24 protein-coding genes are annotated in these 26549 nt (G+C 40.8%); 6 read left to right on the forward strand and 18 right to left on the reverse strand.

Going from position 1 to position 26549, the window contains the following annotated elements:
- Positions 1-24: 24 nt before the first annotated feature.
- Positions 25-5634 carry an excinuclease ABC subunit UvrA gene (gene uvrA, locus HYS07_09570; protein MBI1871427.1) on the reverse strand — a complete coding sequence of 1870 codons (5610 nt, stop codon included), beginning with the start codon at positions 5632-5634 and terminating at the stop codon, positions 25-27.
- A gap of 97 nt (positions 5635-5731) precedes the next feature.
- On the opposite strand from uvrA, the gene HYS07_09575 reads away from it, so the two are divergent.
- On the forward strand, positions 5732-6745 hold the full coding sequence (locus tag HYS07_09575) for an alpha/beta fold hydrolase (protein MBI1871428.1): 1014 nt from the start codon (positions 5732-5734) through the stop codon (positions 6743-6745).
- Positions 6746-6756: 11 nt separating this feature from the next.
- On the opposite strand, the gene HYS07_09580 is transcribed toward HYS07_09575, so the two are convergent.
- From HYS07_09580 to HYS07_09615, 8 genes are all read right to left on the reverse strand, one after another.
- Positions 6757-7959 (reverse strand): PD-(D/E)XK nuclease family protein, encoded by a 1203-nt coding sequence (locus HYS07_09580; GenBank protein ID MBI1871429.1) that lies wholly within the window; start codon positions 7957-7959, stop codon positions 6757-6759.
- Entirely contained in the window at positions 7959-8636 is a 678-nt protein-coding gene (gene phoU, locus HYS07_09585) for a phosphate signaling complex protein PhoU (GenBank protein MBI1871430.1), read from the reverse strand. Before phoU ends, HYS07_09580 begins: the two co-directional genes overlap by 1 nt.
- 94 nt (positions 8637-8730) lie before the next feature.
- Positions 8731-9489: a phosphate ABC transporter ATP-binding protein gene (pstB, locus tag HYS07_09590; GenBank protein MBI1871431.1), complete on the reverse strand. Its 759-nt coding sequence runs from the start codon at positions 9487-9489 to the stop codon at positions 8731-8733.
- Positions 9490-9491: 2 nt separating this feature from the next.
- A complete protein-coding gene (gene pstB, locus HYS07_09595; GenBank protein ID MBI1871432.1) occupies positions 9492-10250 on the reverse strand; it encodes a phosphate ABC transporter ATP-binding protein in 759 nt (252 codons plus the stop codon).
- Positions 10251-10347: 97 nt separating this feature from the next.
- Positions 10348-11139, reverse strand: a complete 792-nt coding sequence (gene pstA, locus HYS07_09600) for a phosphate ABC transporter permease PstA (GenBank protein MBI1871433.1) — start codon at positions 11137-11139, stop codon at positions 10348-10350.
- A gap of 65 nt (positions 11140-11204) precedes the next feature.
- Positions 11205-12104 carry a phosphate ABC transporter permease subunit PstC gene (gene pstC / locus HYS07_09605; GenBank protein ID MBI1871434.1) on the reverse strand — a complete coding sequence of 300 codons (900 nt, stop codon included), beginning with the start codon at positions 12102-12104 and terminating at the stop codon, positions 11205-11207.
- Positions 12105-12109: 5 nt separating this feature from the next.
- Positions 12110-12955 (reverse strand): phosphate ABC transporter substrate-binding protein, encoded by an 846-nt coding sequence (locus HYS07_09610; protein MBI1871435.1) that lies wholly within the window; start codon positions 12953-12955, stop codon positions 12110-12112.
- A gap of 159 nt (positions 12956-13114) precedes the next feature.
- Positions 13115-13813 carry a DUF2490 domain-containing protein gene (locus tag HYS07_09615; GenBank protein ID MBI1871436.1) on the reverse strand — a complete coding sequence of 233 codons (699 nt, stop codon included), beginning with the start codon at positions 13811-13813 and terminating at the stop codon, positions 13115-13117.
- Positions 13814-14105: 292 nt separating this feature from the next.
- Between HYS07_09615 and HYS07_09620 the strand changes: the two genes are divergently transcribed.
- Entirely contained in the window at positions 14106-14354 is a 249-nt protein-coding gene (locus HYS07_09620) for a DUF4258 domain-containing protein (protein MBI1871437.1), read from the forward strand.
- Positions 14351-14572 carry a type II toxin-antitoxin system MqsA family antitoxin gene (locus HYS07_09625; GenBank protein MBI1871438.1) on the forward strand — a complete coding sequence of 74 codons (222 nt, stop codon included), beginning with the start codon at positions 14351-14353 and terminating at the stop codon, positions 14570-14572. The genes HYS07_09620 and HYS07_09625 overlap by 4 nt, the downstream gene beginning before the upstream one ends.
- Positions 14573-14620: 48 nt before the next feature.
- On the opposite strand, the gene HYS07_09630 is transcribed toward HYS07_09625, so the two are convergent.
- Positions 14621-15796 carry a GHKL domain-containing protein gene (locus tag HYS07_09630; protein ID MBI1871439.1) on the reverse strand — a complete coding sequence of 392 codons (1176 nt, stop codon included), beginning with the start codon at positions 15794-15796 and terminating at the stop codon, positions 14621-14623.
- 148 nt (positions 15797-15944) lie between these two features.
- Entirely contained in the window at positions 15945-16634 is a 690-nt protein-coding gene (locus HYS07_09635) for a response regulator transcription factor (GenBank protein ID MBI1871440.1), read from the reverse strand.
- A 161-nt stretch (positions 16635-16795) separates the two neighbouring features.
- Between HYS07_09635 and HYS07_09640 the strand changes: the two genes are divergently transcribed.
- The gene (locus HYS07_09640) at positions 16796-17554 is read left to right on the forward strand and encodes a CYTH domain-containing protein (GenBank protein ID MBI1871441.1); all 759 of its coding nucleotides are present in this window, start codon (positions 16796-16798) and stop codon (positions 17552-17554) included.
- Here HYS07_09640 and HYS07_09645 read toward each other — a convergent pair.
- Together HYS07_09645 and HYS07_09650 are read right to left on the reverse strand one after the other, a co-directional pair.
- Positions 17517-18029: a hypothetical protein gene (locus HYS07_09645; GenBank protein ID MBI1871442.1), complete on the reverse strand. Its 513-nt coding sequence runs from the start codon at positions 18027-18029 to the stop codon at positions 17517-17519. The genes HYS07_09640 and HYS07_09645 overlap by 38 nt on opposite strands.
- 13 nt (positions 18030-18042) lie before the next feature.
- Entirely contained in the window at positions 18043-18762 is a 720-nt protein-coding gene (locus tag HYS07_09650; protein MBI1871443.1) for a hypothetical protein, read from the reverse strand.
- Between the two features lie 274 nt (positions 18763-19036).
- Here HYS07_09650 and HYS07_09655 point away from each other — a divergent pair, with 274 nt between their 5' ends.
- Positions 19037-20077: a hypothetical protein gene (locus tag HYS07_09655; protein ID MBI1871444.1), complete on the forward strand. Its 1041-nt coding sequence runs from the start codon at positions 19037-19039 to the stop codon at positions 20075-20077.
- Positions 20078-20101: 24 nt separating this feature from the next.
- A complete protein-coding gene (locus HYS07_09660; GenBank protein MBI1871445.1) occupies positions 20102-20719 on the forward strand; it encodes a class I SAM-dependent methyltransferase in 618 nt (205 codons plus the stop codon).
- Here HYS07_09660 and HYS07_09665 read toward each other — a convergent pair.
- From HYS07_09665 to HYS07_09685, 5 genes are all read right to left on the reverse strand, one after another.
- The gene (locus HYS07_09665; protein MBI1871446.1) at positions 20706-22349 is read right to left on the reverse strand and encodes an alpha-keto acid decarboxylase family protein; all 1644 of its coding nucleotides are present in this window, start codon (positions 22347-22349) and stop codon (positions 20706-20708) included. The two genes, HYS07_09660 and HYS07_09665, sit on opposite strands and share 14 nt — an antisense overlap.
- Before the next feature lie 22 nt (positions 22350-22371).
- Complete coding sequence (locus tag HYS07_09670) at positions 22372-22896, reverse strand: GDP-mannose 4,6-dehydratase (GenBank protein ID MBI1871447.1); 525 nt, start codon at positions 22894-22896, stop codon at positions 22372-22374.
- Between the two features lie 121 nt (positions 22897-23017).
- Complete coding sequence (locus HYS07_09675; GenBank protein ID MBI1871448.1) at positions 23018-23767, reverse strand: glycosyltransferase family 2 protein; 750 nt, start codon at positions 23765-23767, stop codon at positions 23018-23020.
- 168 nt (positions 23768-23935) lie between these two features.
- Complete coding sequence (gene mnmA, locus HYS07_09680) at positions 23936-25003, reverse strand: tRNA 2-thiouridine(34) synthase MnmA (protein ID MBI1871449.1); 1068 nt, start codon at positions 25001-25003, stop codon at positions 23936-23938.
- Positions 25004-25117: 114 nt separating this feature from the next.
- On the reverse strand, positions 25118-26296 hold the full coding sequence (locus HYS07_09685; GenBank protein MBI1871450.1) for a cysteine desulfurase: 1179 nt from the start codon (positions 26294-26296) through the stop codon (positions 25118-25120).
- Positions 26297-26549 lie beyond the last annotated feature (253 nt).

The raw sequence follows: 26549 nt of genomic DNA on the forward strand, positions 1-26549 counted from the left end.
CAGTTTTCAATTTTCAATACTATTTTATTCAACAAACTCCTCAATTTTGATTTTTGATATTTGATTTTTGATTTTTTTGAATAGATTCCCTTCTAAAAACTGTTTCAAATATTTTGCTGTATAAGAAATCTTAGCCTGTTGAATGATCTCTTGAGGCGAACCTTCTGCAACAACAAAACCTCCCCGCTCACCCCCTTCTGGACCCAAATCAATAATCATGTCCACCTGACGAATCACATCCAGATTATGCTCAATTAAAACGACCGTATTTCCTAAATCAACTAATTTTTGCAAAATTTTCATTAATCTTTCAATATCTGCAAAATGAAGTCCTGTGGTCGGTTCATCTAAAACATAAAGTGTTTTTCCTCGATTTCTTTTAATCAGTTCATAGGCCAGCTTAATTCTCTGGGCCTCTCCCCCGGATAAGGTGGGACTGGGTTGCCCAAGTTCAATATAACCCAAACCCAGTTCATTTAATAGTTTCAACGGTTTATAAATTTTAGGAATGGATTCAAAAAATTGAACTGCTTCCTCGACTGTCATCGCAAGAACTTCAGCAATATTCTTACCTTTAAATAAAACCTCCAATGTTTCCTGATTAAAACGAGCTCCATGACAATCATCACAACTCACATAAACTTCGGGCAAAAAATTCATCTCAATTTTAAGTCGCCCCTGTCCCTTACATTTTTCACATCTTCCTCCTTCCAAATTGAAGGTGAATCGTTTTGCCGAATATCCGCGGACCTTGGCCTCTGGCATTCTTTCATAAAGCTCTCTAATCTCCGGATAGAATCCGGCATAAGTTGCGGGAATCGATCGAGGTGTTTTGCCAATAGGCGTTTGATCCACCTCAATCACACGCTCAATCCCTTCGTGCCCCAAAATTTCTTCATATTTCCCTATAGGAGTAGCATCTTCATATTTAATTTTTCTCAAAGCCCGATAGAGAATATCTCGGACAAGCGTACTCTTTCCGGACCCTGAAACTCCTGTCACACAAACGAGTCGCCCTAAAGGAATTTTAACATTTACATTCTTTAAATTGTGTTCCCGAGCCCCATGAATTTCCAAAAATGAAGCCCCTTTGATTGAGCGAGACTGAAAGGGTTTGGGTTGAGAAAGCTCATTAAGAAAATGCCCTGTTAGCGATTCAGAAGTTTCCATGATCTTCATGGGATCTCCCTGGGCAATAACCCGTCCTCCATTTTTACCAGCGCCCGGCCCAAGATCAATCACATGATCCGCCTCTAAAATAGTCTGTTCATCATGTTCTACCACAATGACACTATTGCCACGACATCTTAAATCATGCAAAGTCTCTAAAAGTCTTTGGTGATCTCTCACATGAAGCCCAATGGTCGGTTCATCTAAAATATAGCAAACACCCTGTAAATCTGATCCTAACTGGGCTGCCAAGCGAACCCGCTGAGATTCTCCTCCTGATAGACTCTGAACTCCACGATCCAGACTCAAGTAATCTAGCCCGACATGATTTAAAAATTCAAGCCTTCGGACTAATTCCTTCATCATGTTTTTTGCAATTTGCGTTTGTCGCTCGTTCAACTTTATTTTTCTAAAATAAATCAAGGCATTCTGACAAGACATCGATGTCATCTGTGCAATCGATTTCCCATTTACATAAACAGCCAGAGAAGAAGGTTTTAAACGTGCCCCTTTACAATCAGGACAAATTTTCCCTTCCGAATCTTCTTTTTCATCCTCTAACGATTCTTCTTCCCCTTTTACAGAATGCCCTTCCACACCCAAGCCATGGCAAGTTGAACAGGCTCCCTGTTTACTGTTGTAAGAAAAAATACGCGGATCTAATTCCTCAAAACTGATCTCGCACCGCGGACAATACAGATTCAAACTAAAAAGCTGATCTGGTTTACCCGCTAAACTTACAAAAAAGGAATTCTTTCCAAAACTCAATGCCTCTTCAATCATTCTTTTAAGCGCATAGGATTCTTTTAAATCAATTTTAATTTCAGCAAGAACTGCATCAATCTGATGTTCTACAAAACGTTTTAAAGTTGGAACAGGATCTACAAGTCTCATCCGTCCATCGACCCTCGCTTTTGAAAGACCATTCTTTTTAAGTTTCTCAAATATCTCTTTGTGATATCCCTTCTTTCCCAGAATCATCGGAGAAAGAAAACGAATCTTTTCTCCTCGATATCTTTCCAGGATATAATCATAGATTTGGTTCACTGTTTGAGAACTGATTTTCTGAGAGCACTGATGACAATGCTGCTCTCCAATCTTAGAATAAAGCAGTCTCAAATAATGGTAGATTTCTGTGACCGTGGCCACGGTCGATCGCTTTCCTCCCTGGGTCAACCTCTGCTCAATCATCACCGTTGGGGGAATCCCCTCAATCCAGTCAATATCAGGCCTTGAAACTTGAGTCATGAATTGCCGGGCATAAGAGGAAAGGCTTTCAATATAACGACGTTGACCTTCTGCAAAGATAATATCGTAAGCCAAGGTAGACTTCCCCGACCCTGAAAGACCCGTAATCACAACGAGTTGATCACGAGGAATCGTCACATCAATATTTTTAAGATTATGCTCACGAGCACCGACGACACGGATGGAATTTACCTTGCTCGAGGCTGATACTTCGCTCGAGGCTCGAAGCTCGAGGCTCTGAGACGGGCTCGAAGCTCGAGGCTCAAGGCTCGAGGTAAATACTTCTGACTTGCTCGAGGCTCGAGGCTGGAGGCTCGAGGCAAATACTTCTTCAGTTTTTGCTTTTACCTCGAGCTTCGAGCCTCGAGCCTCGAGCCAGTTTTTTTCTTCTAACTCTTTTTTCAAAAACCTTCCCGTATGCGAAGCCTCACACTTCACCATTTCTTCTGGGGTTCCTTGAAAAACAATATTTCCTCCCAAATCCCCTCCTTCGGGCCCCAAGTCGATACAATAATCTGCACACTTAATCACATCTAAATTATGTTCAATAATCAAAACGGAATTCCCATTTTCAATCAAATTTTCAAAAGCAATTAAAAGCTTTCGGATATCTTCGGGATGAAGACCTGTGGTGGGTTCATCAAAAAGAAAAAGACAATTTTCCCGTCGCAAAACCCCCATAAAATAAGCCAGCTTCAATCTTTGAGATTCCCCGCCTGATAACGTATTCAGAGGTTGCCCCAAACGTAAATATCCCAAACCAATGTCTTGCAAAATCATCAAAGGGCGAGTGATTTTAGCTTTATCCTTAAAGAAATAAAGGGCTTGTGTAATGGTTAAATTTAAAACCTCAGCAATATTTTTATCCTGATAGCGTACCTGTAAAATCTCTTTACGAAAACGATTTCCAAAACATTCTGGGCATTTGACGTAAACATCCGAAAGAAATTGCATTTCTATTTTTTCAAAACCATCCCCCTGACAACGATCACACCTTCCCCCTTCCACATTAAAAGAAAAGATACTGGGAGAATAGCGACGCACCCGAGCCATAGACACCTGACTAAATAAATGGCGAACCTCATCAAAAATTTTCGTGTAAGTCGCGGGATTGGATCGAGGTGTTTTTCCAATAGGATTTTGATCCACCAAAATAACATCTTGAATTTTTTGATAACCTAAAATGGATTGATGTGTCCCCGGAGCCCCTACAAATTCGCCTTTTATTTTTTTAAGCCCTCGGTAAAGAATTTCTTCGACCAAGGTACTTTTCCCTGATCCAGAAACTCCAGTGATACAAACCATCATATTCAAAGGAATAGACACATCCATATTTTTAAGATTGTTCTGTGAGGCCTTTTTAACATGAATCCAATGTCCTCTTAAAAATTCACGTCGATTTTGAGGAATTGAAATTTGAGAACGATGACTTAAATAGCGGCCTGTAAGCGAGGTCGGATGATCCATGAGTGCGTTCAAATTTCCAGAAAAAATAACCTTGCCTCCTTCCTCTCCAGCAGCGGGGCCCAAATCAATGCAATAATCAGAATGGAGAATAATCTCTGGATCATGTTCAACCAGGACAATCGTATTTTGATTTTTTTTCAATCGATGCAAAATTTGAATCAACCGCGCATTGTCCCTGGCATGAAGGCCAATGCTGGGTTCATCCAGAATAAACAGGGTGTTGACAAGATTGGTTCCAATGGCCGTTGTAAGATTAACGCGTTCGACCTCTCCTCCAGAAAGCGTCTTGGCCTGCCTATCAAGCGTTAAATATCCCAAACCAACATCCTTCAAATATCCGAGTCGGGAACGAATTTCTTGAAGTAAAAGATGGGCAATTTTCTCCTGGGAACCCCCAAATTGTAGAGAACTAAAAAATGAAAACGCCTCTTCAATATTCATTTTATAAATTTCAGCAATATTTTTACCTCCGACCTTGACCCAAAGCACATCTGATTTAAATCGTGTCCCTTTACAATCTGGACACACCCCATAACTTCGATATTTAGAAAGGAGAACGCGGATATGCATTTTGTAAGACCTTGTTTCAAGCCACTTAAAAAATCCATGTATGCCATACCAGTCCCCTTCCCCCTTAATCACCCACTGCTTTGCCCACTCAGGTAATTCTTCAAAAGGGGTATCAATCGAAATTCCTTTCTGACGAGCATAAGCCAAAAGTTCATCTTGAGCCTCACTATACCCTTGAGTTTGCCAAGGGCGAATTGCCCCTTCTTTTAAACTCTTACGCTTGAGTGGAATCACAAGATCAAGATCAATATCAATCATGCGTCCAAAACCTCGGCAGGTCTCACAAGCCCCTATGGGATGATTGAAAGAAAAAAAATGGGGGGTTAAATCCGGATAATAAATATCGCAGTCAGGACAGTGATAGTGTTGACTGAATTTAAAAAAGCTCGAGGCTCGAGGCTGAAGGCTCGAGGCAAATACTTCTTCAGTTTTTGTTTTTGCTTCTGCCTCGAGCTTCGAGCTTCGAGCCTCGAGCAGACTTATAGCCAGTTTCCCTTTGCCAAATTGATAAGCCTGTTCAAGCGAATCCATGAGACGGTCCTGATTCGATTCTTTGAGTTCAATACGATCGACAAAAACATCTAATGTTTCTCCGCGGAACTTCTCTAGCAAATTTTCATCAATTGAAACAACTTCTCCCATTAAAACAGCTTTTCGAAATCCCATTTTTAAAAAACCGTCCAAGAGCTCGCTTGCCTTTAATTTGGAAGAAAGTCTCACTGGAAAGCTGATGAGAATCCATTTTCCTGATAGAATTTCAAAAAGGTGGTGGGCAATGGACTCTGGGCTATCAATTAAGACTCTTCTTCCACAATTTCGACAATAAAGTTCTCCAAGCTTGGCAAAGGTTAATTTGACAAAATCCGTAATCTCCGTCATGGTTCCCACAGTTGAACGAGAACCCCGAACGCGTTCAGTCTGATCAATCGCAATGGCAGGTAAAATCCCCTCAATCCGATCCAAATCCGGCTTATCCATTCGATCAAGAAATTGACGGGCATAGGCGGAGAAACTCTCCACATACCGCCTCTGACCCTCTGCATAAAGGGTATCAAACGCAAGACTGGATTTCCCTGATCCGCTCACCCCGGTAATCACCGTGATCTGATTTAAAGGGATCTGGACATCAATATTTTTAAGATTATGCTGTCTGACGCCCTGAAGCAAAATGTGACCCATAAAAAATCCCTGTTTGTTATGCACTCTAGTAAGGAAAACATGAAAAAAGCCATTTTATAGAGTATGAAAAATGATCCGTTTTTGCCATACTTATTAAATGATACTCGCTAAAAATATTATTCTGACCTTGTCAGGTTTGGGCATTCTCATCTTCGTTTACGCCCTTCTCTATTTTTACCGATCCCTCAAACCCCCTCGTTTTATCACACCCATTCAACCTTCCAACTATGGCCTCAAATGGGAAAATATTGCTCTTAAAACTTCCGATGGTCTGACCCTTAAAGGATGGTTCATCCCCCCACCTTTCGTACTGCCAAATGCAGGTCCGCCTTCGGCGGACTGGCCCGCAGGGCCAACGAAAGGTGGGGGGATCATCCCACAGCCCCATTCCAACGCGGCTATTATCGTCTGTCACGGCTATCCCTTTGATAAGGGAAATGTGCTTCCCATCGCAAAATTTCTTCACTCAGAATATAATCTCCTCCTTTTTGACTTTAGGGCCATGGGGGAAAGCGAAGGAAGGATGACTACTCTTGGCTATCATGAAACAAAAGATGTTCAAGCTGCATTGGATTTTTTAGAAAGGAAAGGAATTCAAAAAATTGGAATTTTGGGATTTTCTTTGGGGGCCTCTGTTGCTTTGCTCAGTGTCTCAGATGAACGAATTAAAGCCGTTGTAGCTGATTGCCCATTCGCTTCTCTCGACATACTCCTGGACGAGATGTTTCAAAATCTCTTCTTCCTGAAACAGCCCTTTAAAGCTATTTTAAAAAAACTTGCTCGAAGCGTTTTGAAAATAAACTTTTCTCAAATTTCTCCGTTAAAATCGGTCTCAAACACCTCCACTCCTATTCTTCTAATTCATGGAGACGAAGACAGTCAAATTCCTCACTCCCATTCCCTTCTTCTTAAAAAGGCAAACCCAAAAATTCAATTTTGGCAGGTCCCAGAAGCTGATCACATTCAAACCTATGAACTCTATCCGGAAGAATATGAAAAAAGGGTAATAAAATTTCTGAAAGAGGCTTTCGAAATAACCCAAAAAGGTACAATCATCATCAAAGGCGATATTGTAAAATTTCCCAGCGAAAAATGGAGTGCGGATGATTAAATCTGAAATACTTAAACGTCCCCCCCCTTTGAAAGGTAAAATCGGTAGGATTTTTCTAGTTCAGAAAATTTAAGAATTTTTTCTTTAAGATCGGGAGGCAAGCGATTCGATTGAACCGCCTCGGACAAGGTATGTAAATTCAAATCCGAAACCTGCGTCCATTCTCCTGATTTTTTAACAATTTCTTCAAGTTGACCTCGGCGAGGATCATCTTTTAAAGGAAATTTGTAATTTTCTTTCGCCTTAATACGCAATTTATGATCTCCCCCATGAACGACTTCAACCCCCTCTTTTTCAGCATAGGCAATTAAAGCTTCTTTCAACTTCTCCAACTCTTCGTCTAATTGTTTTACTAACTGATTTTTTTTAATTGAAATCTCTGCATAACGATTCACCAGATTGACCCCTGGCTCATTTAAATACTCATGAACGGGAAGGGCTTCGACTTTTTGAAAATGCTTCATTAAAGGACATATATCAATAAATTCGCACCAGGGACAAATAGGATTTTCTCTGGGGGGAAAATCCCTTGTCGATTCAATCTCTTGAATGACCTTAATCGTCTCATGTCGAATTTGATCTAGATTGGCTCCTGTCCTTTGAGAGATTAAATGCTGATCAAAAGCAAGATAATGCCAGACCAGACGAATCTCTTTTACATCAGGCCACTGTTGCTGAATACCTATTTGATAAAGGGCCAACTGACGATCTTGATCGATTTTTTCTTGGGTGGGAAGACTCTGCCCTGTTTTATAATCATGAATTTCAAAGGCCCCATCCGAGGCTTGAGCGAGTCGATCAATATAGCCCATGAGTTTATATTCCCCTCGATCATCCAAGGTGATGAAAATCTGGGATTCAAGCCCTAAAGTCCGAGTTTGATCAAAGGGATAAAATTTTCGGTAATAATCCCGAATACATTTTTCCCCTAACTTACGATAATTTTCTTCAGTATAATTTTTCCTAATCATTTCAACATTTTCAGTCCAATTTTTTCGCCATGCACCGGTATAAAAGGTCAGAAGATCACCCAAACTATTCATCTTGGTTACTTTTAGATCGCGATAGAGTTTTTCTAATGTCTCATGAACACGCTTTCCTAAAAAGGCTTCGATGGTCTCACGGTCACGTTTAATATGATCAATATAGCGGTATTTATACTGAAGGGGGCATGTTTCAAAAGCACTTAAACGAGAATGAGAATAGGTTGGCATTAATCTTTCCCAACTTTCCTTTCTTCCAAATGATGCTTAATGGTTTTACCCTGAACCAAATAAATAACATCTTCACCAATATTGGTCGCATGATCCGCTACCCTCTCTAAATGCCGGCCAATCAGAATAAGATCGACCGCTCTTTCAATCGCTGTAGAATCCTGAAGCATATAGGTCAAAAGCTCTCGAAATATCTGATCATTCAAATCATCCACTTCATCATCCCTCTGACAAACCGATCTTGCAAGACTAGCATCTCGATTCACAAAAGCATCCAAACTATCTTTCAACATCTTCTGGGCTAATGTTGCCATACGAGGAATATCAATCAAAGGTTTAAGAAGCGGCTTCTTTAAGAGATCTAAAGTCCGTTCAGCAATGTTAACAGCCAAATCGCCCATGCGCTCCAAATCATTTACAATTTTAAGAATCATGGTAATAAAACGAAGATCCGATCCTGCGGGTTGATGACGGGCCAAAAGTCTCAAGCAAAAATCATCTATTTCAATATCAAGCATATTAATCGCATCATCCGAGCGAATGACCTCTTCGGATAAAGCCTGATCTCGTTCGACCAGGGCTTTAATCGATCGACTCACAGCCTCCTCCACTAGCCCTCCCATTTTTAAAAGTTCCTGACTCAGTTTTTTTAACTCTTCATCAAAATGTCGTTCCATAATAATCTCCTTTTTAGTCGTGAGTCGTGGGTTGTGAGTTTTAGAGGAATTTATTTTTTACTCAGGACTCATCCCTCACGACTCACGACTGTTCTCATCCAAATTTTCCTGCCACATAATCATTCGTTCTGGAATCAGTTGGACTTGTAAAAATTTGATCGGTCTTGCCAAATTCTACCAATTCCCCCAAAAGCATAAAACCCGTGTCATCGGATACCCGAGCCGCTTGCTGCATGTTATGCGTCACAATAACAATGGCATATTGATCTCTTAACTGGAACATTAATTCTTCTATTTTCCCAGTTGCGATGGGATCCAATGCAGAACAAGGTTCATCCATCAATAGAACTTCCGGTTCCACGGCTAAAAGTCTTGCAATACAAAGACGTTGCTGTTCTTCTCCGGATAAAGAAAGCGCTGAATGTTGTAATCGATCTTTTAAAACATCCCAAAGCTCTACAGCAGACAAACATCCTTCAACAACTTCACTTAAATGAATCCTCTTACCCAAACCATGAATTCGGGGCCCATAGGCTACATTTTCAAACACCGAAATGGGAAAAGGATTTGGCCTTTGAAAAACCATTCCAACTTTTTTTCGAAGCGACAATAAATCAAAATTTTCTTCGAAAATATTCTGCTGATCAATTTGAATCTTCCCCTCCATCCGAACCCCTTCAATTAAGTCATTCATACGGTTAAAAGTTCGAAGGAGCGTCGACTTGCCACAACCCGAAGGTCCAATAATAGCTGTAATGCGGCAAGGCTGTATTTCCATACAAATATTTTTCAACGCATGAAAAGAGCCATAGTACAAATTTAAATCCTGAACTAAAATTTTAGGTTCCATCATTTTTAACCAAATCTTCCTGTGATGTATTCACCGGTTCGAGCATCTGAGGGATTCGTAAAAAGTTGATCTGTAGGCCCGATTTCGACAAGGGAACCCATCAGAAAAAAAGCAACTCGATCGCTCACCCGAGCAGCCTGTTTTGTATTATTGGTTACAAGAACAAGGGTATATTTTTTCTTTAGCTCTACCATCGCCTCTTCGATTTTTCCAGTAGAAATGGGATCTAACCCTGAACACGGTTCATCAAATAAAATAACCTCAGGCTCGACCGCCAATGTTCTTGCAATGCAAAGACGTTGCTGCTGACCTCCTGAAAGTTTAAACCCAGATTCATTCAGACGGTCTTTCACTTCATCCCAAAGAAAGGCCGCCTTTAAACTTTTCTCGACAATTTTAGAAAGCTCTACCTTATTTCTGATTCCATGCATTCGAGGTCCATACGCCACATTATCAAAAATGGAAAGAGGTAGTGGTAAGGGCAAGGCAAAAACCATCCCAATCCTCTTGCGTAAAAGGGCTGAATCCATTTTATAAATTTCTATCTGATCTAAAAAAACATGCCCTTCAAACCGAAATTTCGGATGAATATCATTTAAACGATTCAACATCCTCAAAAAAGATGTCTTTCCACTATTTGCAGGCCCAATCGCCCCTAAAATTTCATTTTGGTAAATATCCAATGAAACACCCTTTAAAGCATGAATAGTTCCATAGTGAATATTTAGGCGATCCACTTTTATTTTAATATTATTATTTTTCACATCCGTACCTGCTATTCATTTCCCTAAATCGTTTAAAAGTTTAAGAAATGAAAATTTTATAATCTCCAGATAGCCTTTAAACTTTGAACTCCGAAAATCACCACTGCTTTTTTCTTCTAAATCTTGCCCGAATAATCATCGCAAAAAGATTCAGAAACAATACCAAACTTACCAGCACCAAAGCTGTTCCATATTTAATTTCAGGTTTCACATTTGGAACCTGAGTAGAAAGAACATAAAGATGATAGGGCAATACCATAACTTGATCAAAGAGGGAATGAGGCAAGCGAGGTAAATAAAAAGCAGCCACCGTAAAAAGAATCGGGGCCGTTTCCCCTGCGGCCCTGGAAAGTCCCAAAACCGTTCCTGTTAAAATGCCAGGCAAGGCATTCGGAAGAACTGCATAACGAATGGTCTGCCAATGAGTTGCTCCAAGGGAAAGACTCACCTCACGAAAAGAATTTGGAACGGTCGATAGAGCCTCTTTGGTCGATGTAATAATGACAGGAAGCGTCATAATCGCCAAGGTTAGAGCCCCTGCAAGAAGAGATACCCCCAACTTTAGAAACATGACAAAAAGACCTAAACCAAAAAGTCCAAAAACAATGGAGGGAACCCCTGCGAGGTTAACAATAGCCACTTCAACAAACCGCCTCAATCGACTGTCCTTTGCGTACTCTACAAGATACACCGCAGCCAAGATTCCAATGGGCATTGCAAAAACCATCGTCAAACTGATCAGATAAAAAGTGCCCACAATGGCAGGAAAAATCCCTCCTGCCTTCATTCCCATACGAGGCATTGACGTTAAAAATTCCCAACTGATCGCGTGAATTCCTCGACTCACAATGACTCCCAGAATAATGAGAACAGGAGTAATGACTAACATCGTGGACAAAGCAAGAAGCGTGAAAGCAATTCTTTGAGTATGTTTAGATTTTAGGCCACGCACGACTAAAGTTTTCTCCTATGCAAAAAGAAATCCGCAACCAAGTTGACTAAAAAGGTGATCAAAAAAAGTACAATTCCAATTGCAAAGAGAGCCGAATAATGAGAACTTCCCTGAACAGCTTCTCCCATCTCAGCCGCAATGGTAGCCGTCATCGTTCGTGCAGGATCAAAAAAACTTTTGGGTAAAATGGCCGCGTTTCCTGTAAGCATCATCACAGCCATGGTTTCACCAATGACTCTTCCGACCCCCAACATTACTCCCGCTAAAATTCCTGGAGAGGCTGCAGGAATAACGACACGATAAATCGTCTGCCATCGAGTTGCACCCAAAGCCAGTGAACCTTCACGATAATTTTTTGGAACCGCGTTCAATGCATCTTCAATAATGCTTACAATGGTGGGCATGGCCATGAAAGCCAGCATAATAGAACCTGATAAGACCGTAAGGCCGCTTCGCAAATTAAAAAGATATTTTACAAAAGGCACCAAAGTAACGAGGCCCACAAAGCCTAAAACCACACTGGGAATGGCCGCTAAAAGTTCTACTCCTGATTTAAAATAATCCCTCAATCCCCGAGGAAGAATTTCTCCAATAAAAATGGCAGATCCCAATCCCAGAGGAACAGAAATCAAAACAGCTCCCAGCGTCACCCACAAAGATCCCATCAGGAGGGCAAGAATTCCGAAGCGAGGAGGAGTGGATATAGGATACCAAAATTTTCCAGAGATAAAATGGATCGTCGATTCTGTCCTAAAAAGAGACGCCCCTTCCTTAAGCAAAAAAACAAAAATAAGAATAACAAAAATAATAGAGGCAATGCCACTCCATAAGATGAGTTTCTCAATGATAAACTCGCTAAGCTTTAGTCGTGAGTTGTGAGTTGTGAGTTGTGAGCTTTTCATTGTAACTATTTCAAAGGAACAAAATCCATTTCCTGAACAATCTTTTGACCTTGCGGACTTAAGGCAAAATCAATAAACGCTTTAACATTGCCCTTAGGCTCCCCAGGGGTATAAAAGAATAACGACCTTGCAATGGGATAAATCCCTTTTGAAGCCGTTTCAAGTGTAGGTTCAATAAAAGGCCCTGCAGGAGTCTTGGCAACAGCAATCGCTTTTTCCTGAGAAGTTAAATAGCCTAAACCAAAGTAACCAATCGCATCTGGATTTTTGCTCACTTCTTCCGCAATGGCTTGAGAAGAAGGCATCATGAGAATTCCAGGATCATATTCCTCTGGACCCTTTTCATTTCCTTTACGAACCACATTCTCTAAAAAATAAACATGGGTTCCTGAATTTCTTTCTCTAGATAATGCAACAATGGGATGATCCGGCCCCCCCATACTCTTCCAGTTCGTAATCTTGCCTGTAAAAATATCAGAGAGCTGCTCGATGGTGAGTTGACGAACAGGGTTGCTCGGATGAACAACCACAGTCAAGGCGTCAAGGGCTACGACGAATTCCTTTGGATCTCGACCCTTCTTTTTGGCTTGCTCGATTTCTTCTGCTTTCATTGAGCGAGAAGATTCTGCTAAATCACATGTCCCGTTAATAAGTGAGGCAATCCCGGTACCCGATCCTCCCCCGGTCACGGCAAGCGCTACATCTGGATGAGCCGCCATAAAAGCCTCTGCCCAAGCCTGTGCCAAATTAACCATGGTGTCAGAGCCTTTGATTTGAATCCTATTTTGAGCCGCTTCGATTGTAGAACCTGCTATCAATAAACTCATTAAAAACGCCCCTATTTTTTTCATAACTGAATCTCCTTAAATTTTATTGTATTTTTTATTTGTGACAATTCTGTGAATATTTCGTGACAAATTTGATAATTTTCATCTGCACCTTCTCTTATTGATTAACCTCCGCACCCCGAATCTGTTGAAGGGGGTGAGAACTTCGGGGTGCGGTGGTGTTTAGAACTCAAATTTCAGTTTTGTTCCAATCACGTTAAAATCAATCCAATTATCCTTCACACTATCTTTAGACTGCCAAAGATAGAATAACTCACCTTTCAAGTGAGAAATGATTTGGAAACCAACTCCTCCATAAAGCCGATTTCTATTGTATCCACACGGGGTACCAGTAACTCCCTCCTCAACAAATATTTCATCAGCAATGAATGGATTAATATTCCACGAAGTCCATTTCCAAGGGCTCTTGAGGGTAATCTTATTGCGGTATCTGAATCGATCCTCTTTGATTTCAAAGAATCGATACTCAAATCGATTCCTGTCACTGATCTCCCAGCCATTCCATTTATGTTTTACTGTTACGTTAAACATGGGCCGTTCTTCCTCAAACCAGTGATCCTTTTTAGCCAGTTTAGTATCTAACTCCCAAACCTGTCGATAAGCCGGTGCAATTTCTAACCAATCATTGACCTTATAGCCAGGCTCCAACTGGGTATGATGATAGTAAAATTTGCTCGCATCATCCCCAAATCGGAATTCTTCCTCTACGTAGACCTTCCACTGATCATTGATTTTTCCTTCCACTGCCTCCGTACTCCAGTATTGAAAATCACCATCACTATTCAGTGTTGCACTTGCTGACCTGGCCAAAATAAATACAGCCAGGCCAACAAATATTTTTTTTATGAGTTGCTTCTTCATTCTCATTCTCCTTTTTTTATTTTTTAATAATCCCTACTCTGGCATATCGAATACCCACGAGTATGATTTTCATTCAAGAGAAGGATAGACTAGTTTTATGACAGGGGTTTGAAGATTACGTGAATTTTCTGTGAACTAAAATAGAAATTCATTTTTTATATTCCTCTTTTCGGCTATAATGGGGTTGCTGAATGAATTTTGTAACCCTAAGTTTATGCTAGAGAACGATACTCTTAATTTTATTTGTAGATGCGTTCGTGAAGGAAAAATAAAATGGACATACCACGTGAATATGCGTTTAAAAGAACGTATGATTTTGCGAGATGTGATTATAAAATCTGCAGAAAGTTACGAGATCATAGAATCGTATCCAAAAAATAAATATTTGCCCAGCTATCTTGTTTATGCACGTTCTAAGGAACATATCATGCATATTTTGTTCGCTGTTGATGTTAAAGACGACAATGTTCGGGTTGTTACCTCATATCACCCTATTCGCCAAGAGTGGGATGAGAATCTGAAAAGGAGGAAGAGCCCATGAAATGCCGAATTTGTGGTGATCTACTGAAATCTAGCGTAACCGATTTACCTTTCAAAACCAGTAAAAAAACCATTGTCATTCTAAAAAAATTACCCGTCACCCAATGCCTAAACTGTGGCGAATATGTTCTCGATGATTCAGTTATGAAACATGTAGAAAAACTACTCAGCCAAGTGAGTGAGTCTGCAGAGTTGGAAATTCTCAAGTACGCTGCCTGAAGTATCCTATGGGATCGAAAAGAAGCGTGTTGTCAGAAGAGTGATTTCTTATTCACAAGGAATCCTAAAACTAAAGATCGAGCCTTGCCCCATTTGAGAGCGAGCCCAGACTTCTCCTCCATGGGCTTGAACAATATGTTTCACAATTGAAAGCCCAAGTCCCGTCCCTCCTAATTCTTTTGAACGGGCCTTATCCGCACGGTAAAATCTCTCAAAAACTCTTGATAAATCTTTTGAGGAAATTCCAATCCCTGTATCTGAAACATCCACTTGAACAAAGGAATCTTGGCGAGCCGCCTCGACATGGATCACCCCCGATTTCGGTGTATATTTTATCGCATTATCGAGCAGATTAAGCATCACCTGAGAAAGCCGGGTTTCATCAGCAAGAATTTTGGGTAAGGAGGACTGAGTCTTAACTATCATTTCTATTGATTTTATCTTCGCCTGATTTTCAATAATCGCCATCGTTTTCTCAATCACGTCTGATACATGAATGGGTAAAAGAACCATTTTCATTTTACCGGATTCAATCCGGGCCAGATCAAGAAGATCATTAATCAAAGTCTCCAGACGTGTACTGTCTCGATAAATAATATCGACAAATTTTCTGGAGCTATTAGAATCCTCCAAAGCTCCATCCAAGAGGGTTTCTGCATACCCCTTGATGCTGCAAACGGGCGTACGCAATTCATGGGAAACATTGGCCACAAAATCTTGACGCACTTTTTCTAAACGCCTTAACTCGGTAATATCATGAAAAATTAAAATGGCCCCTTCGACCGAATTTTCTCTTACAATAGAAACAGCGTTAACTCTTAAAAATTTTTCCTCCGGCAGCGTAAGAGAAATTTCTTCTGAAATCAATTTCCCGGGTGTTTGGAGAGCCTGATCCACCATATTTTGAATCGTGACATTACGAATGACCTCAATCGGTCTTTTACCCTCTGGAGGAAAATGAATGAAAAAACTTTTTCTTAAAGAAGGATTCATGAGAAGAATTTGCCCCCGATCATCCGTGAGCAAAATTCCCTCAAACATACTCGACAAAACAGCATCTAACTTTGCTTGTTCAATACTTTGCAACTCTCTCTTTTTCTCTAAACCCATCTCGGCCCTATCGAGTAACGAATGCAATTTTTGAATACGACGAGCGTCTCTCAACCAAAAAAATGTGATGAGGGCTAGAACAATCGAAAAAAAGATTTGTATGATCACATTCATACTCAGTTCGCCAATGAACCCATGAGCCAGTTTGTCAGTTTACCAGTTGCGCGGTTCGCCAGCTTTCCCGTTATTAGTCCCTAGTTTGTCGTCCGTCGTCCGTCGTCCATCGTCCGTCGTCTGTTATCTGTTGTCTGTCGTCTGTCGTCTATTCTTTAAACCGATATCCCATCCCTCTAACCGTCTCAATAGAGTGTTCCATCTTTCCCATCTTTTCTCTCAAACGTTTGATATGCGTATCGACCGTCCTTGTATCTATTTCGGCATGAATGTCCCAGACATCTGACAACAGCCTCTCCCTTGTCTGAACACGTCCTCGCCTTTCTACCAGAAGTGATAAAAGCTTAAATTCCATAGGCGTCAATTCTACTTCTTTTTCCTGAATCGTCACACGATGTTTTGAAATATCAATCATGAGTTCTCCCGCCTTGAGAACATCTTTTTTAATTTCTTCACCTCCAAATTGTAATCTTCTTAAAATTGCCTTAATCCTCAAAATTAATTCCCTAGGGCTAAAAGGTTTCACCATGTAGTCATCGGCCCCTAACTCTAAACCTACCACTCGATCCACTTCCTCTCCTTTTGCTGTAAGCATAATAATCGCAATACGCTGCAATTTGGGATCTCTCTTGATCGAACGACATACCTCAAAACCATCCATTTGGGGAAGCATCACATCTAAAATAATGAGGCTGGCAACTCTTGTTTTTAAGATCTTTAAAGCTTCCTCACCCGTCGATGCCCCATAACATTCATAACCCGCTTTTTCCAAATTATAACGAACCAACTGAGAAATATGTGGATCATCTTCAACAATTAAAATACTTTCTTTAGACATCAGTTACCTCGATTTAACGATGAAGATTAGTCCATGGTCCACGGTCCACAGTCTATGGAAACAAATGATTCCTTTAAAGCTGTCGACTGTGGACTGTAGACTATTTTCCTTCATCGTCATTTCCTTTCCAAAATGGATCATTCATTTGATACGATACAAGGGTGAAGAAAAATGAAACATTGACTCAAAAGTTAAAAGACACCCAAGAAATTGAATTCAAATGGTCTGTTCAATCAACTAAAGATTACAAGATTTTTTTAAATGAAGTTCAAAAACTAAAAGCTATTTTAGGAACACCGCGTCTTCTTGATATTCATGACTACTATTTAGATACCTCAAACCACATGTTCTCACTGGCAAAAACTTCTTGCCGCCTTCGAAACGAAAATGAAATATGGGAATTAACCCTTAAAGCCCGAACACAGCTTGAACAGGGATTAGCTCAAAGAAGAGAAAAAACCTATTCCCTTCCCTCTCCTTCCTCTTTTTCAAATGCCCTACAATACACTCAACAAAAAATTCTTAAAAACTTATTAGGGTCATCTCATCTTAAGAAAAAATTTGAAATCAAGAACGAACGCCTCTCTCAAAAATTAACACTTCCTGATCAAACCCAGGGAGAAATCTGTTTTGACCAGGCCCTCTTGATTCATCGAGATCAAAAAATCCCTCTTCAGGAAATCGAACTAGAATTTTTAAAGGGCAATCTCGCCCACTTTCTTTCCTTTATTAAAAAGATCACACAAAGGACTCAAGCGAGACCTGCCCAAATCTCAAAAGTAGCAACAGCTCTTAAAAAATTCTCGCTCGACAATCAAAAGATAGATCTTACAAAATCCGCTTTATCCACAAAGACTTTCTCGCAACAAGCTGCCGAAAAAGTTAAGATGTTTTTGTGTCTAAAGGCTTCTGAGGTTTGAGTTCTTTGGAAATAAACCTCTGTTTATTTTCCTCTTCCTTCAAAAAATATTCGAATAAATGATGATCGAATGGCTTGTGCTTAGGATTGGGCTTAGTCCCTCGAATTTTTGAAAGGCAATGATAGCAAATCGTAATATTCGGAAGAATCCGATAAAGAATAAAATCAAAAATGGCTACCACCGCTAAACTTAAACCATAGGTCCAGGGAACAAAACAAGCACCCACAAGAACAATCAAACAACCTGCCTCTTGGGGAAAATCCCTTTGAACATAAAAATCCTTCTTTTGGCACAGCGGACATTCTTCAAGAAATTTTTCTTTTTTGAGACCTTCACTTACGAAAAGCTTCTTCCCCTGATGACATTTTCTACAGACAGTCGTTTGAAGAGACTCAAAATGACTCACCTTATTTCGCTTCGAACACAATTCACCTTCACCCACATCATTCTTACAATCGTAAATTAAGTCCATCATCGCTCCTTAGCTCTTAGAATAATAAACCACTGACCTCTGATAAATAACCTGCCATCAATTCTCCCATGAATATCGAAGCCGTTGTAAAATAAAGAATTCCTGTCGTTGAACGATTCGAATGAATCTTAGAACAGCGATAGGCAAAAACAAGAAAGAAAATGGGAAGAACCCCTCCCCAAAGAAACCGAGTTAGAAAAAAAATATCTCCTGCACCATTGAGAAGATCCATCCAACTTCCTGTTTTTCTTAAAAACAACATCCCAACCACCTCCATCATTCTAAAAATGGTCAAGGTTAAAAAAATAAGGCACGCTCGAATTAAATAATGGAACGAAAGACGAGGTCGAATGAGATACCAGTGTCCTAAAATCATAGAGAATAAAGCAGAACCCATTAATAAAGAACTCATCCATTCATTCAGAAATTGGGAAAAAAAAGCGCTACCTATTTTTCCATCTTCCATGAAAATGAGGGCCAGACTTCCCCAGATAAAAAGAATTAAAAAAAAGATCGGGATTCTCTCCCATTCTGAGCGTCCTATAAAAAGATAAAAAACGAGCCCTAAAAAAATAAAACTAACAAAAAACCATCCATGGACAAGGGTTCCTCCCAAAACAAATCCAAGGGATCCCAGAAATAAAGATAGAAAAAGTAAAAGACAAAAAAAACTTTTTCCGATATCCTGAAATCGAACCATCGAGAGCCATGGAAGAACTCCCACAGATAATTTCATAAAGAAAATACTTAGAGCATGAGTGAGCATAAAAACCTAGTTTAAAGTTCAAAGTTTAAAGTGTAAAGTTTGAAGTTTCTAGTAAAATAACCAAAATAAAAAAATAACTCCCCACGCCCCTCTTTAAAAGAAAGAGGGGATGTTAATTGAGGGTGCCCTCCTCTGACGTTACGTCGGAGGAGTTGGTCCCACCACCTCTCGTACGATAGGAGGTAGGTCTGTCTTCAGCGGACCGGCCCGAAGGGCCAACGAGAGGTGGTGGGATGGAGGGGTTATGGAAAATATGATACTCAATATGAAACGCCCTGTCCTTTATCCAAAATTTAAAACAATCGGAGCCCATTTTCAAGAACACCAAGGATGGGATCTTCCCTGTGATTTTGGCTCATTACTCTCAGAATGGGAAGCGGTACGGACCCAAACAGGAATTTTAGATTTTTCCTACCGCGGAAAAATTCTTGTCACAGGGAAAGATCGCATGAGCTTTCTCCATAGCATGCTCTCCAACGACATTAAAAACCTCGCCATGGGATCCTCGTGTTATGCTACCCTCCTAACACCCAAAGGCAAAATTATTTCTGACCTTCATGTTTTTGCTTTGAAGGATCAACATCTCTTAGAACTTGATGAAGCGAATCTTACCAAAGTTGTCGAACATCTTTCAAAATTTATGATCACAGAAGAGGTGGAACTTAAAAATGCAAGTGATCTATTTGGCATCCTTTCGATTCAAGGGCCTCGGTCAAATGAAATTGTTCAGAAACTTTCCCTTCATCAATCTTTTTTCTCTCATGAACGCTGTAGCCGGGAGGGCTTTGATCTCATCATCCCGATTGAAAATCTGGAAAAGGTCTGGGATGAAATTCAATTACAAGAAAAAATACAGCCCATTGGCCTTTCTGCTTATAACATGCTCCGCATCGAATCGGGCATTCCCCTTTTCGGATCTGAACTCGATGAAGGCATTATTCCCAACGAAGCCAATTTAGAAAAAGCCATCAGTTGGACCAAGGGATGTTATCCAGGACAGGAAATAGTCGCCCGAATTAAATACAGAGGAGGAATCAAGCGAAATTTATGCGGAATCTTGTTGCACGAAAATTCTCTTCCTCAAAAAAGCGACTCCGTTTTTAGTGGAGATGACGAAATTGGCTTTATCACCAGCTCGACTTATTCTCTCCTCATGAAATCCAACATCGCCTTAGCCTTTTTAAAAGTTTCGACAACCCTATCAGACAAGAAAATCGAAATTCATCATGGTGAAGAAATTCTGAAGGGAATTGTTCAAATTCTTCCCTTTCAATCTAAAATATAAAGCAAAAAATTCAATGGAGTCCCCATGAAATATCCCGTACTGAAAAATAGAATGGACGCGATCAGGCCCTTGATCCAAGAAAAATCAGTGCTTGACCTCGGCTGCGTTGACCATGATCTCAAGCAATTAAAGGGGACATGGCTTCATCGGGAATTGATTCAATCCGCCAGAAAGGTTTTAGGAGTCGACTCCCTCCCCGAAGCTGTTCAAAAATTAAAAGAAATGGGCTTCAATACCGTCTGCCAGAATGTCGAAGAACTGGATCTTCATGAAAAATTTGATGTCGCCATTGCAGGAGAAATCATTGAACACCTGAATAATCCCGGCAGATTTTTAAGCGCCATCCATCGCCATCTTCAGGATCAAGGCCAACTCATCCTTACAACCCCCAACCCCTTTTCCATCGCCCAATTTTTCAAAATCATCAAGCATCATCAGATCAAGGTAAACACTGAACACACCACATGGTTTGATCCCCAAACCCTGCAAGTTCTTCTCAAAAATCATCATTTTAAAGTTCAAAAAATTTACTGGCTCCACGACTTCAAACGATTTTACTGGCGATCTTTATTTGCAAGACTCCGACCGTATTTTCATGACGGGTTTTTAATCATCGCTGAAAAGGGGATTATATCTTCTTAAACATTTTTTTCCCAATGCGCTCCATCGCTGGGGAATGATCCTGACGATCAATTTGAATATTGAGAATTGAAAAGTTTTCTTTTTCAGCCAATGAAAGAGAAAGGGCCTTAACCAGTTCCCCTTCCTTTTTCACCACAAACCCCTTTCCTCTCCCTAGAATTCTTGGGATTTCATGATATTTCCAATTCACAATGTCATTGTATGAATGATTGGCCTGTTCAATCACACGCTCAGTCCCATATCCTTCATTGTTTAAAACCAACACAATGGGATTTAACTTTAATCGAATCATGGTTGAAAGCTCTAATCCTGTCATCTGAAAAGCACCATCCCCCACAATCACAATGGGTCTGAGTTGCGACTTTGCCAATTGAGCCCCCAAAGCAGCTGGCACAGCAAATCCCATGGAGGTGTAATAGGCCGGACTCAAAAATTCTGTCCTCTTATGAATGGTTAAATCAAGCGCTCCAAAAAGGGAATCCCCAATATCGGCAATGACGACCATGTTGTCATCTAAAATAGTATCTAGGTATTGAAACAATCGCTTGAGACAGACGAGTTCATTCGGGCGAACTTTAAATTTGATTTCTTCAGATAATTTTTCATTAATTCTTGGGGTTTTCCTCTTTTGAATTTTGGCACGGACCAATCCTTTCATAAAATCATCAAAGGTGACCTCTTCAAACCGATGATATCGAATAAGAATTTTCTCTGACGTTGCATATATCGATCGAGCAGGATCCAAGCGAGCTGTAAAAATCCCAAGATTAATATCGGTTAAAAAAGCTCCCAACATGATTAAGCAGTCAGAACTCTCAACCGCATAGCGAACCTCTTCTCGACCAATGGCCCCCTCATAAACGCCAAGATACAAAGGATGGACTTCACTGATCACCGATTTTCCCAAGGCGGTTGAGGCTACTGGAATTCCGGTTCTCTCAACCAATCGAATCAGTTCATTCTGAAGACCAAAACGATGAACCTCCACATCCGCCAGAATGACAGGATTTTTGCTCCCATTAATCATTTTGACCGCTTCATCAAGCGATTCTCTCAAGGCCTCTGGCCGACTTAACTCCTTAACTCTTGACGATTGATGATGATAAGGGCTCACAACATCCGTCATGTCGCGGGGAAGCTCAATATAAACCGGCCGCTTGTAGCGCAGCGCTGTATCCAGCACTCGATCAATCTCCTGAAAAGCGGTCAGGGGATGACTTAAAACTGTCGAGGCCACGGTTAAATGATCAAAAATATCTTTTTGTGTGGTGAACTCTCGCACGCGATGATGAAGCAAGGGATTTTTTTCTCTCTCCTTCATCCCCGGTGCTCCACTGATCACAACCACAGGAGACTTTTCAGCATAGGCCCCCGCAATGGGGTTCGCCACATTAAGGCCTCCAACGCAATACGTCACACACAAGGCCCCAAGTCCATTGAGCCGAGCATAAGCATCTGCTGCAAAGCCTGCAGAATCCTCTCTGGTAGTCACGACCGGAATGATTTTACTTTTTTCGATGAGAGAATAAAAACGAAGAATATAATCTCCTGGAATGCCAAAAATATGGCGAATACCCAGTTCGTAGAGGCGTTTGAGCAAATATTGACCCATCGAAATGTGTTTTTTCATTTCCCTCCACATTTCTATTGTATCACAAAGCCCCTTTCATTTGAAAATACGCAATCACTTTTTGAATCATTTCATCCAAGGAGGTTGTCGGCTGAAATCCAATTTGTTTCTTAATCTTAGAAATATCTGGAACTCTTCTTTGCATGTCCTCAAATCCTTCACCGTAAGCTTCTTCGTAAGAGAAAAACTCAATTTTAGAAGAACTTTGAGTACTACGAATGAAATGAGCCGCCTCTAAAACCTTTTCCGTTCCCCGAATATTGGTATCAATGGTTCGAACAGGACTTTCTACAATCAGGCGAACGCCGACCGCAGCCGCCAAGTGATACACAACATCACAATGATCCATCCACTCATGAAGAAGAGAATCGTTCATAATGGTATCAATCACATAATGAAAATTTTTATGGGTTTTAAGATGTTGAATATTCTCAATACTTCCCGTCGATAGATCATCCATCACATCAACATGATGACCCTCTCGAAGAAGAGCCTCTGCCAAATGAGAACCGATAAAACCCGCACCCCCCGTGATCAATGCCTTCATGAAATACCCCTTTGTAACCCCTCCATCTCCCATTAATGGTTTCCGTCTCTCAACTCCAACCACTTCCTCGTCCACCCGCAAGCGGGTACCCGGACTCGGTCGTAAGGGGAGAGCTCCCCTCTTATTTAAGAGGGGCTGGGGGAGTTATTTTTTTGCTGAAATTTTCAAATATTCTAAATCGGCACAACCTAAATTTTTGAAGCCCATATTGCATCAGCGTCCATAAAGTTTTAAAACCATAGAGCACACTTTTTCTAAAATTAATGGACGAGGCTTCTTTCATATACCGCACCGGAACGGGAATATCTCCAATTCGAAAACCAAAGAAGACGCATTGCGCTAAAAATTGAGCATCAAAGGCATAATCATTCGCATTATTCTGAAAGGGAATAGTTTCTAAGACTTTCCGCGTATAGGCCCGTAAACCACTGTGCCCATCCCCCATATTCTGTCCCAAAACAAGATTTGCAATAAGGGTCAAAAACCGATTGGCAAGATACTTATAGACGGGCATTCCTCCCCGCAATGTCTCTCGACGTGTTCGAATGCGGTTTCCAAGAACGACATCACAAACACCTGTTTGAAGAAATCCTGTGATATAGGGAACCAACCGGCTGTCATATTGATCATCGGGATGAATCATCACCACCACATCCGCTCCTCGCTTGAGCGCCTCCTGGTAACACGTCTTTTGATTTCCTCCATAGCCCCTATTTTTTGAATGAGTGATCACCGTCAACCCTAGATTTCTTGCAATCTCAACGGTCTTATCCCCACTTGCATCATCCACCAAAATAACTTCTGAATAACATCCTTTAGGAATATCCCGATAAGTTTTTTTAAGCGTTTTCTCGGCGTGATAAGCGGGCATGACAATGATGACTTTAGACACTCTACAACCTTTCATTCTAAATCCAAAATTCGAAAATCAAAATGCAAAATGACAAACTAAAATTCAAAATTTTTCTATGCCACTGAAAATGGGGATATTTTGGATTTTGATATGTCATTTTGATTTTTGAATTTTGATTTTTTGGATTTACTGAATAAATCCTCCCCCCAACACTTGATCCCCGTCATAAAAAACAGCCGCCTGGCCAGGCGTTACTGCTTTTTCAGGCTCAATCAATTGAACACGGGCTCGCTTCCCCTCTAAAAAAGAGAGACGGGCTTTGGCCCCTTCATGCATGCTGCGAATTTTTACGGTGCACTCCACAGAATCTATCGATTTTCGATTCGAAATCCAGTGTGTATCTTCTGTAAAAAACTCTGAAGAATAAAGATCACTTTCCTCTCCAACAATCACCGTATTGGTTTTTCCTTCTAAAGCGACGACATACGCCGGACGTCCAAAAGCAATACCGAGGCCCTTTCGCTGGCCAATTGTAAAATTTTGAACCCCTTCATGCGTTCCAATGACATTTCCAGAAATATCCTTCATCACCCCTTTTTCAAACTGATCTGGAACAGCCTTTTTCAAAAAATTGACATATCTTCCATCCGGAACAAAACAAATTTCCTGGCTATCGGATTTATCAAAAATCTTAAGCCCTGCTTTTTTGGCTAATTCTCGACTTTTAGATTTTGTCATATTTCCTAAAGGAAAACAGAGCTTCGAAAGTTTTTCCTGAGTGAGGGTATAAAGAAAATAGGATTGATCTTTTCTTAAATCTTTTCCCTTACGCAAAATATATTCTCCGTTTTTTTCTTCTACATTCGCATAATGCCCTGTCGCTAATTTCCAAGCGCCTAATTTTTCAGCAAATTCAAGCATACTTCCAAATTTTAATTTTCGATTACACACCACACAAGGATTGGGTGTTCTTCCCTCTCGATATTCATTGCAAAAATAATCAATGACATTTTCCTGAAAAGCCTCCTTATGATCAATCACATAAAAAGGAATACCCAATTGATAGGCGACAGACCGGCCATCCTCCACCGCCCGAGGCCCGCAGCAGGCATGCTCACCCGCCTGGGAACAATCCCCGAGCCAGACTTTAAGGGTGATCCCAATCACCTCATACCCTTGTTCTTTTAATAGAAGGGCAGCCACACTGGAATCCACTCCACCGCTCATGCCGACGACAACTCTTTTAGAAGACATATTTCAAAACCCTTCGCTTAAATTAAAAATTCAAATATCAAAAATCAAAATGACAGATTAAAGTCTAAAATGTATCTATGTTGAGTCCTGTGAAAAATTTTGATTTTTGATTTGTCATTTTGACATTTGATCTTTGATATTTGATTCCCTTAACCTTCCTACAACCTCAGCAACTTTCTCAATTGTAAAATTGATTTCCTCTTCCGTACTCCCCCACCCTAATGAAAATCGAATCGCACTCTGGGCCCGCTCCTTCGATAACCCAAGGGCCATCAAGATAGCTGAAGGTTCAATCCCTCCTGATAAACAGGCTGATCCACTAGAAACTGAAATCCCTTCTAAATCTAAATTCAAAAGGAGCGCCAGACCGTCCACTCCATCAAATGAAAGATTAAGCGTATTAGGTAGACCTCTTAGAGATCCATTCAAAAAACAATTCTCTACACGACTTTGAATCCCTTCATATAACTTCTGTTTGAGAGCTGCACCTTTAAGAAATTCACTCGAATTCTTGTGAGAAACCATTTCTGCGGCCTTTCCAAAACCCACAATCCCTGAAACATTCTCAGTTCCGGCCCTCATGTCCCGTTCATGATGAGCCCCATGAATCAGCGGATGAATTTTTAAATCATCTCTTACATAAAGGACCCCGACCCCTTTAGGTCCACCCACCTTATGCCCCGAGATGGAATAAAGATCCGCCCCTAAGGCCCCCAGATTCAATGGGATTTTCCCCGCAGCCTGTACCCCATCCAGATGAACAACAATCCCTCTCTCGTGAGCAAAAGTAATCACTTCTTCCACAGGCTCCACTGTTCCAATTTCATTTTGCGCGTGAATCAAGGAAATTAAAGAAGTCTCGCGCGTCACTGCCTTCTTAATATCTTCAAGTGAAATCAAACCTGTAGAATCTACAGGTAAAAGGGTTAAAGTAAAACCAAACTCACGCTCCAAATAACGGCACGTTTCTAAAACAGCCGCGTGTTCTACAGCTGTTGTAATCAAATGTGTTCCATGGCTCTTACGAGAAAATGCAATTCCCTTAATGGCCGTATTAATAGCCTCCGAACCTCCGCTCGTAAAAATAATCTTATCTCGTCGAACCCCAAGCCACTGGGCAACCTGATTTCGGGCATTTTCCACCGCCTGCTTCGCATGACGCCCTTCCCCATGCACACTGGAAGGATTGCCATAACCACTGTCAAGATAAGGGCTCATCATTTCTGCCACCCCAGGCAAAAGGGGCGAGGTGCTATTATAATCTAGATAAACACGTGGATGAATGGTAGCCATAAGGGTAGGATTTTACACCATTTTAAGAATCAATCCTACAGTGATTTTTGTATTGTGAAATAGAAAATGAAATTTCTTCCAAATCTCAACGACTCGTGACTATAATCATTGTATGTACGCCAGGGAAGCTGGCGTCTGCTATCGGGTGCGAAGTAGACAGAGTATTTCTAGTCCCGACACGACAAGCAAGAGAGGCAAGCACCGTGTAGCGAGTTTTGCGCATGTTAGGTAACGAAGCATGTGAAGTGTAAAC

It is taken from the genome of Chlamydiota bacterium (assembly GCA_016178055.1).
Classification (GTDB): Bacteria; Auribacterota; JACPWU01; order JACPWU01; family JACPWU01; genus JACOUC01.

What these genes read in the sequence shown, in the direction of transcription:
- uvrA (MBI1871427.1), bottom strand. Translation starts at nt 5,634, where the DNA reads ATGGGTCACATTTTGCTTCAGGGCGTCAGACAGCATAATCTTAAAAAT.
- HYS07_09575 (MBI1871428.1), top strand. Translation starts at nt 5,732, where the DNA reads ATGATACTCGCTAAAAATATTATTCTGACCTTGTCAGGTTTGGGCATT.
- HYS07_09580 (MBI1871429.1), bottom strand. Translation starts at nt 7,959, where the DNA reads ATGCCAACCTATTCTCATTCTCGTTTAAGTGCTTTTGAAACATGCCCC.
- phoU (MBI1871430.1), bottom strand. Translation starts at nt 8,636, where the DNA reads ATGGAACGACATTTTGATGAAGAGTTAAAAAAACTGAGTCAGGAACTT.
- pstB (MBI1871431.1), bottom strand. Translation starts at nt 9,489, where the DNA reads ATGATGGAACCTAAAATTTTAGTTCAGGATTTAAATTTGTACTATGGC.
- pstA (MBI1871433.1), bottom strand. Translation starts at nt 11,139, where the DNA reads ATGTTAGTCATTACTCCTGTTCTCATTATTCTGGGAGTCATTGTGAGT.
- pstC (MBI1871434.1), bottom strand. Translation starts at nt 12,104, where the DNA reads ATGAAAAGCTCACAACTCACAACTCACAACTCACGACTAAAGCTTAGC.
- HYS07_09610 (MBI1871435.1), bottom strand. Translation starts at nt 12,955, where the DNA reads ATGAAAAAAATAGGGGCGTTTTTAATGAGTTTATTGATAGCAGGTTCT.
- HYS07_09615 (MBI1871436.1), bottom strand. Translation starts at nt 13,813, where the DNA reads ATGAAGAAGCAACTCATAAAAAAAATATTTGTTGGCCTGGCTGTATTT.
- HYS07_09620 (MBI1871437.1), top strand. Translation starts at nt 14,106, where the DNA reads ATGCGTTTAAAAGAACGTATGATTTTGCGAGATGTGATTATAAAATCT.
- HYS07_09625 (MBI1871438.1), top strand. Translation starts at nt 14,351, where the DNA reads ATGAAATGCCGAATTTGTGGTGATCTACTGAAATCTAGCGTAACCGAT.
- HYS07_09630 (MBI1871439.1), bottom strand. Translation starts at nt 15,796, where the DNA reads ATGAATGTGATCATACAAATCTTTTTTTCGATTGTTCTAGCCCTCATC.
- HYS07_09635 (MBI1871440.1), bottom strand. Translation starts at nt 16,634, where the DNA reads ATGTCTAAAGAAAGTATTTTAATTGTTGAAGATGATCCACATATTTCT.
- HYS07_09645 (MBI1871442.1), bottom strand. Translation starts at nt 18,029, where the DNA reads ATGATGGACTTAATTTACGATTGTAAGAATGATGTGGGTGAAGGTGAA.
- HYS07_09650 (MBI1871443.1), bottom strand. Translation starts at nt 18,762, where the DNA reads ATGAAATTATCTGTGGGAGTTCTTCCATGGCTCTCGATGGTTCGATTT.
- HYS07_09655 (MBI1871444.1), top strand. Translation starts at nt 19,037, where the DNA reads ATGGAAAATATGATACTCAATATGAAACGCCCTGTCCTTTATCCAAAA.
- HYS07_09660 (MBI1871445.1), top strand. Translation starts at nt 20,102, where the DNA reads ATGAAATATCCCGTACTGAAAAATAGAATGGACGCGATCAGGCCCTTG.
- HYS07_09665 (MBI1871446.1), bottom strand. Translation starts at nt 22,349, where the DNA reads ATGAAAAAACACATTTCGATGGGTCAATATTTGCTCAAACGCCTCTAC.
- HYS07_09670 (MBI1871447.1), bottom strand. Translation starts at nt 22,896, where the DNA reads ATGAAGGCATTGATCACGGGGGGTGCGGGTTTTATCGGTTCTCATTTG.
- HYS07_09675 (MBI1871448.1), bottom strand. Translation starts at nt 23,767, where the DNA reads ATGCCCGCTTATCACGCCGAGAAAACGCTTAAAAAAACTTATCGGGAT.
- mnmA (MBI1871449.1), bottom strand. Translation starts at nt 25,003, where the DNA reads ATGTCTTCTAAAAGAGTTGTCGTCGGCATGAGCGGTGGAGTGGATTCC.
- HYS07_09685 (MBI1871450.1), bottom strand. Translation starts at nt 26,296, where the DNA reads ATGGCTACCATTCATCCACGTGTTTATCTAGATTATAATAGCACCTCG.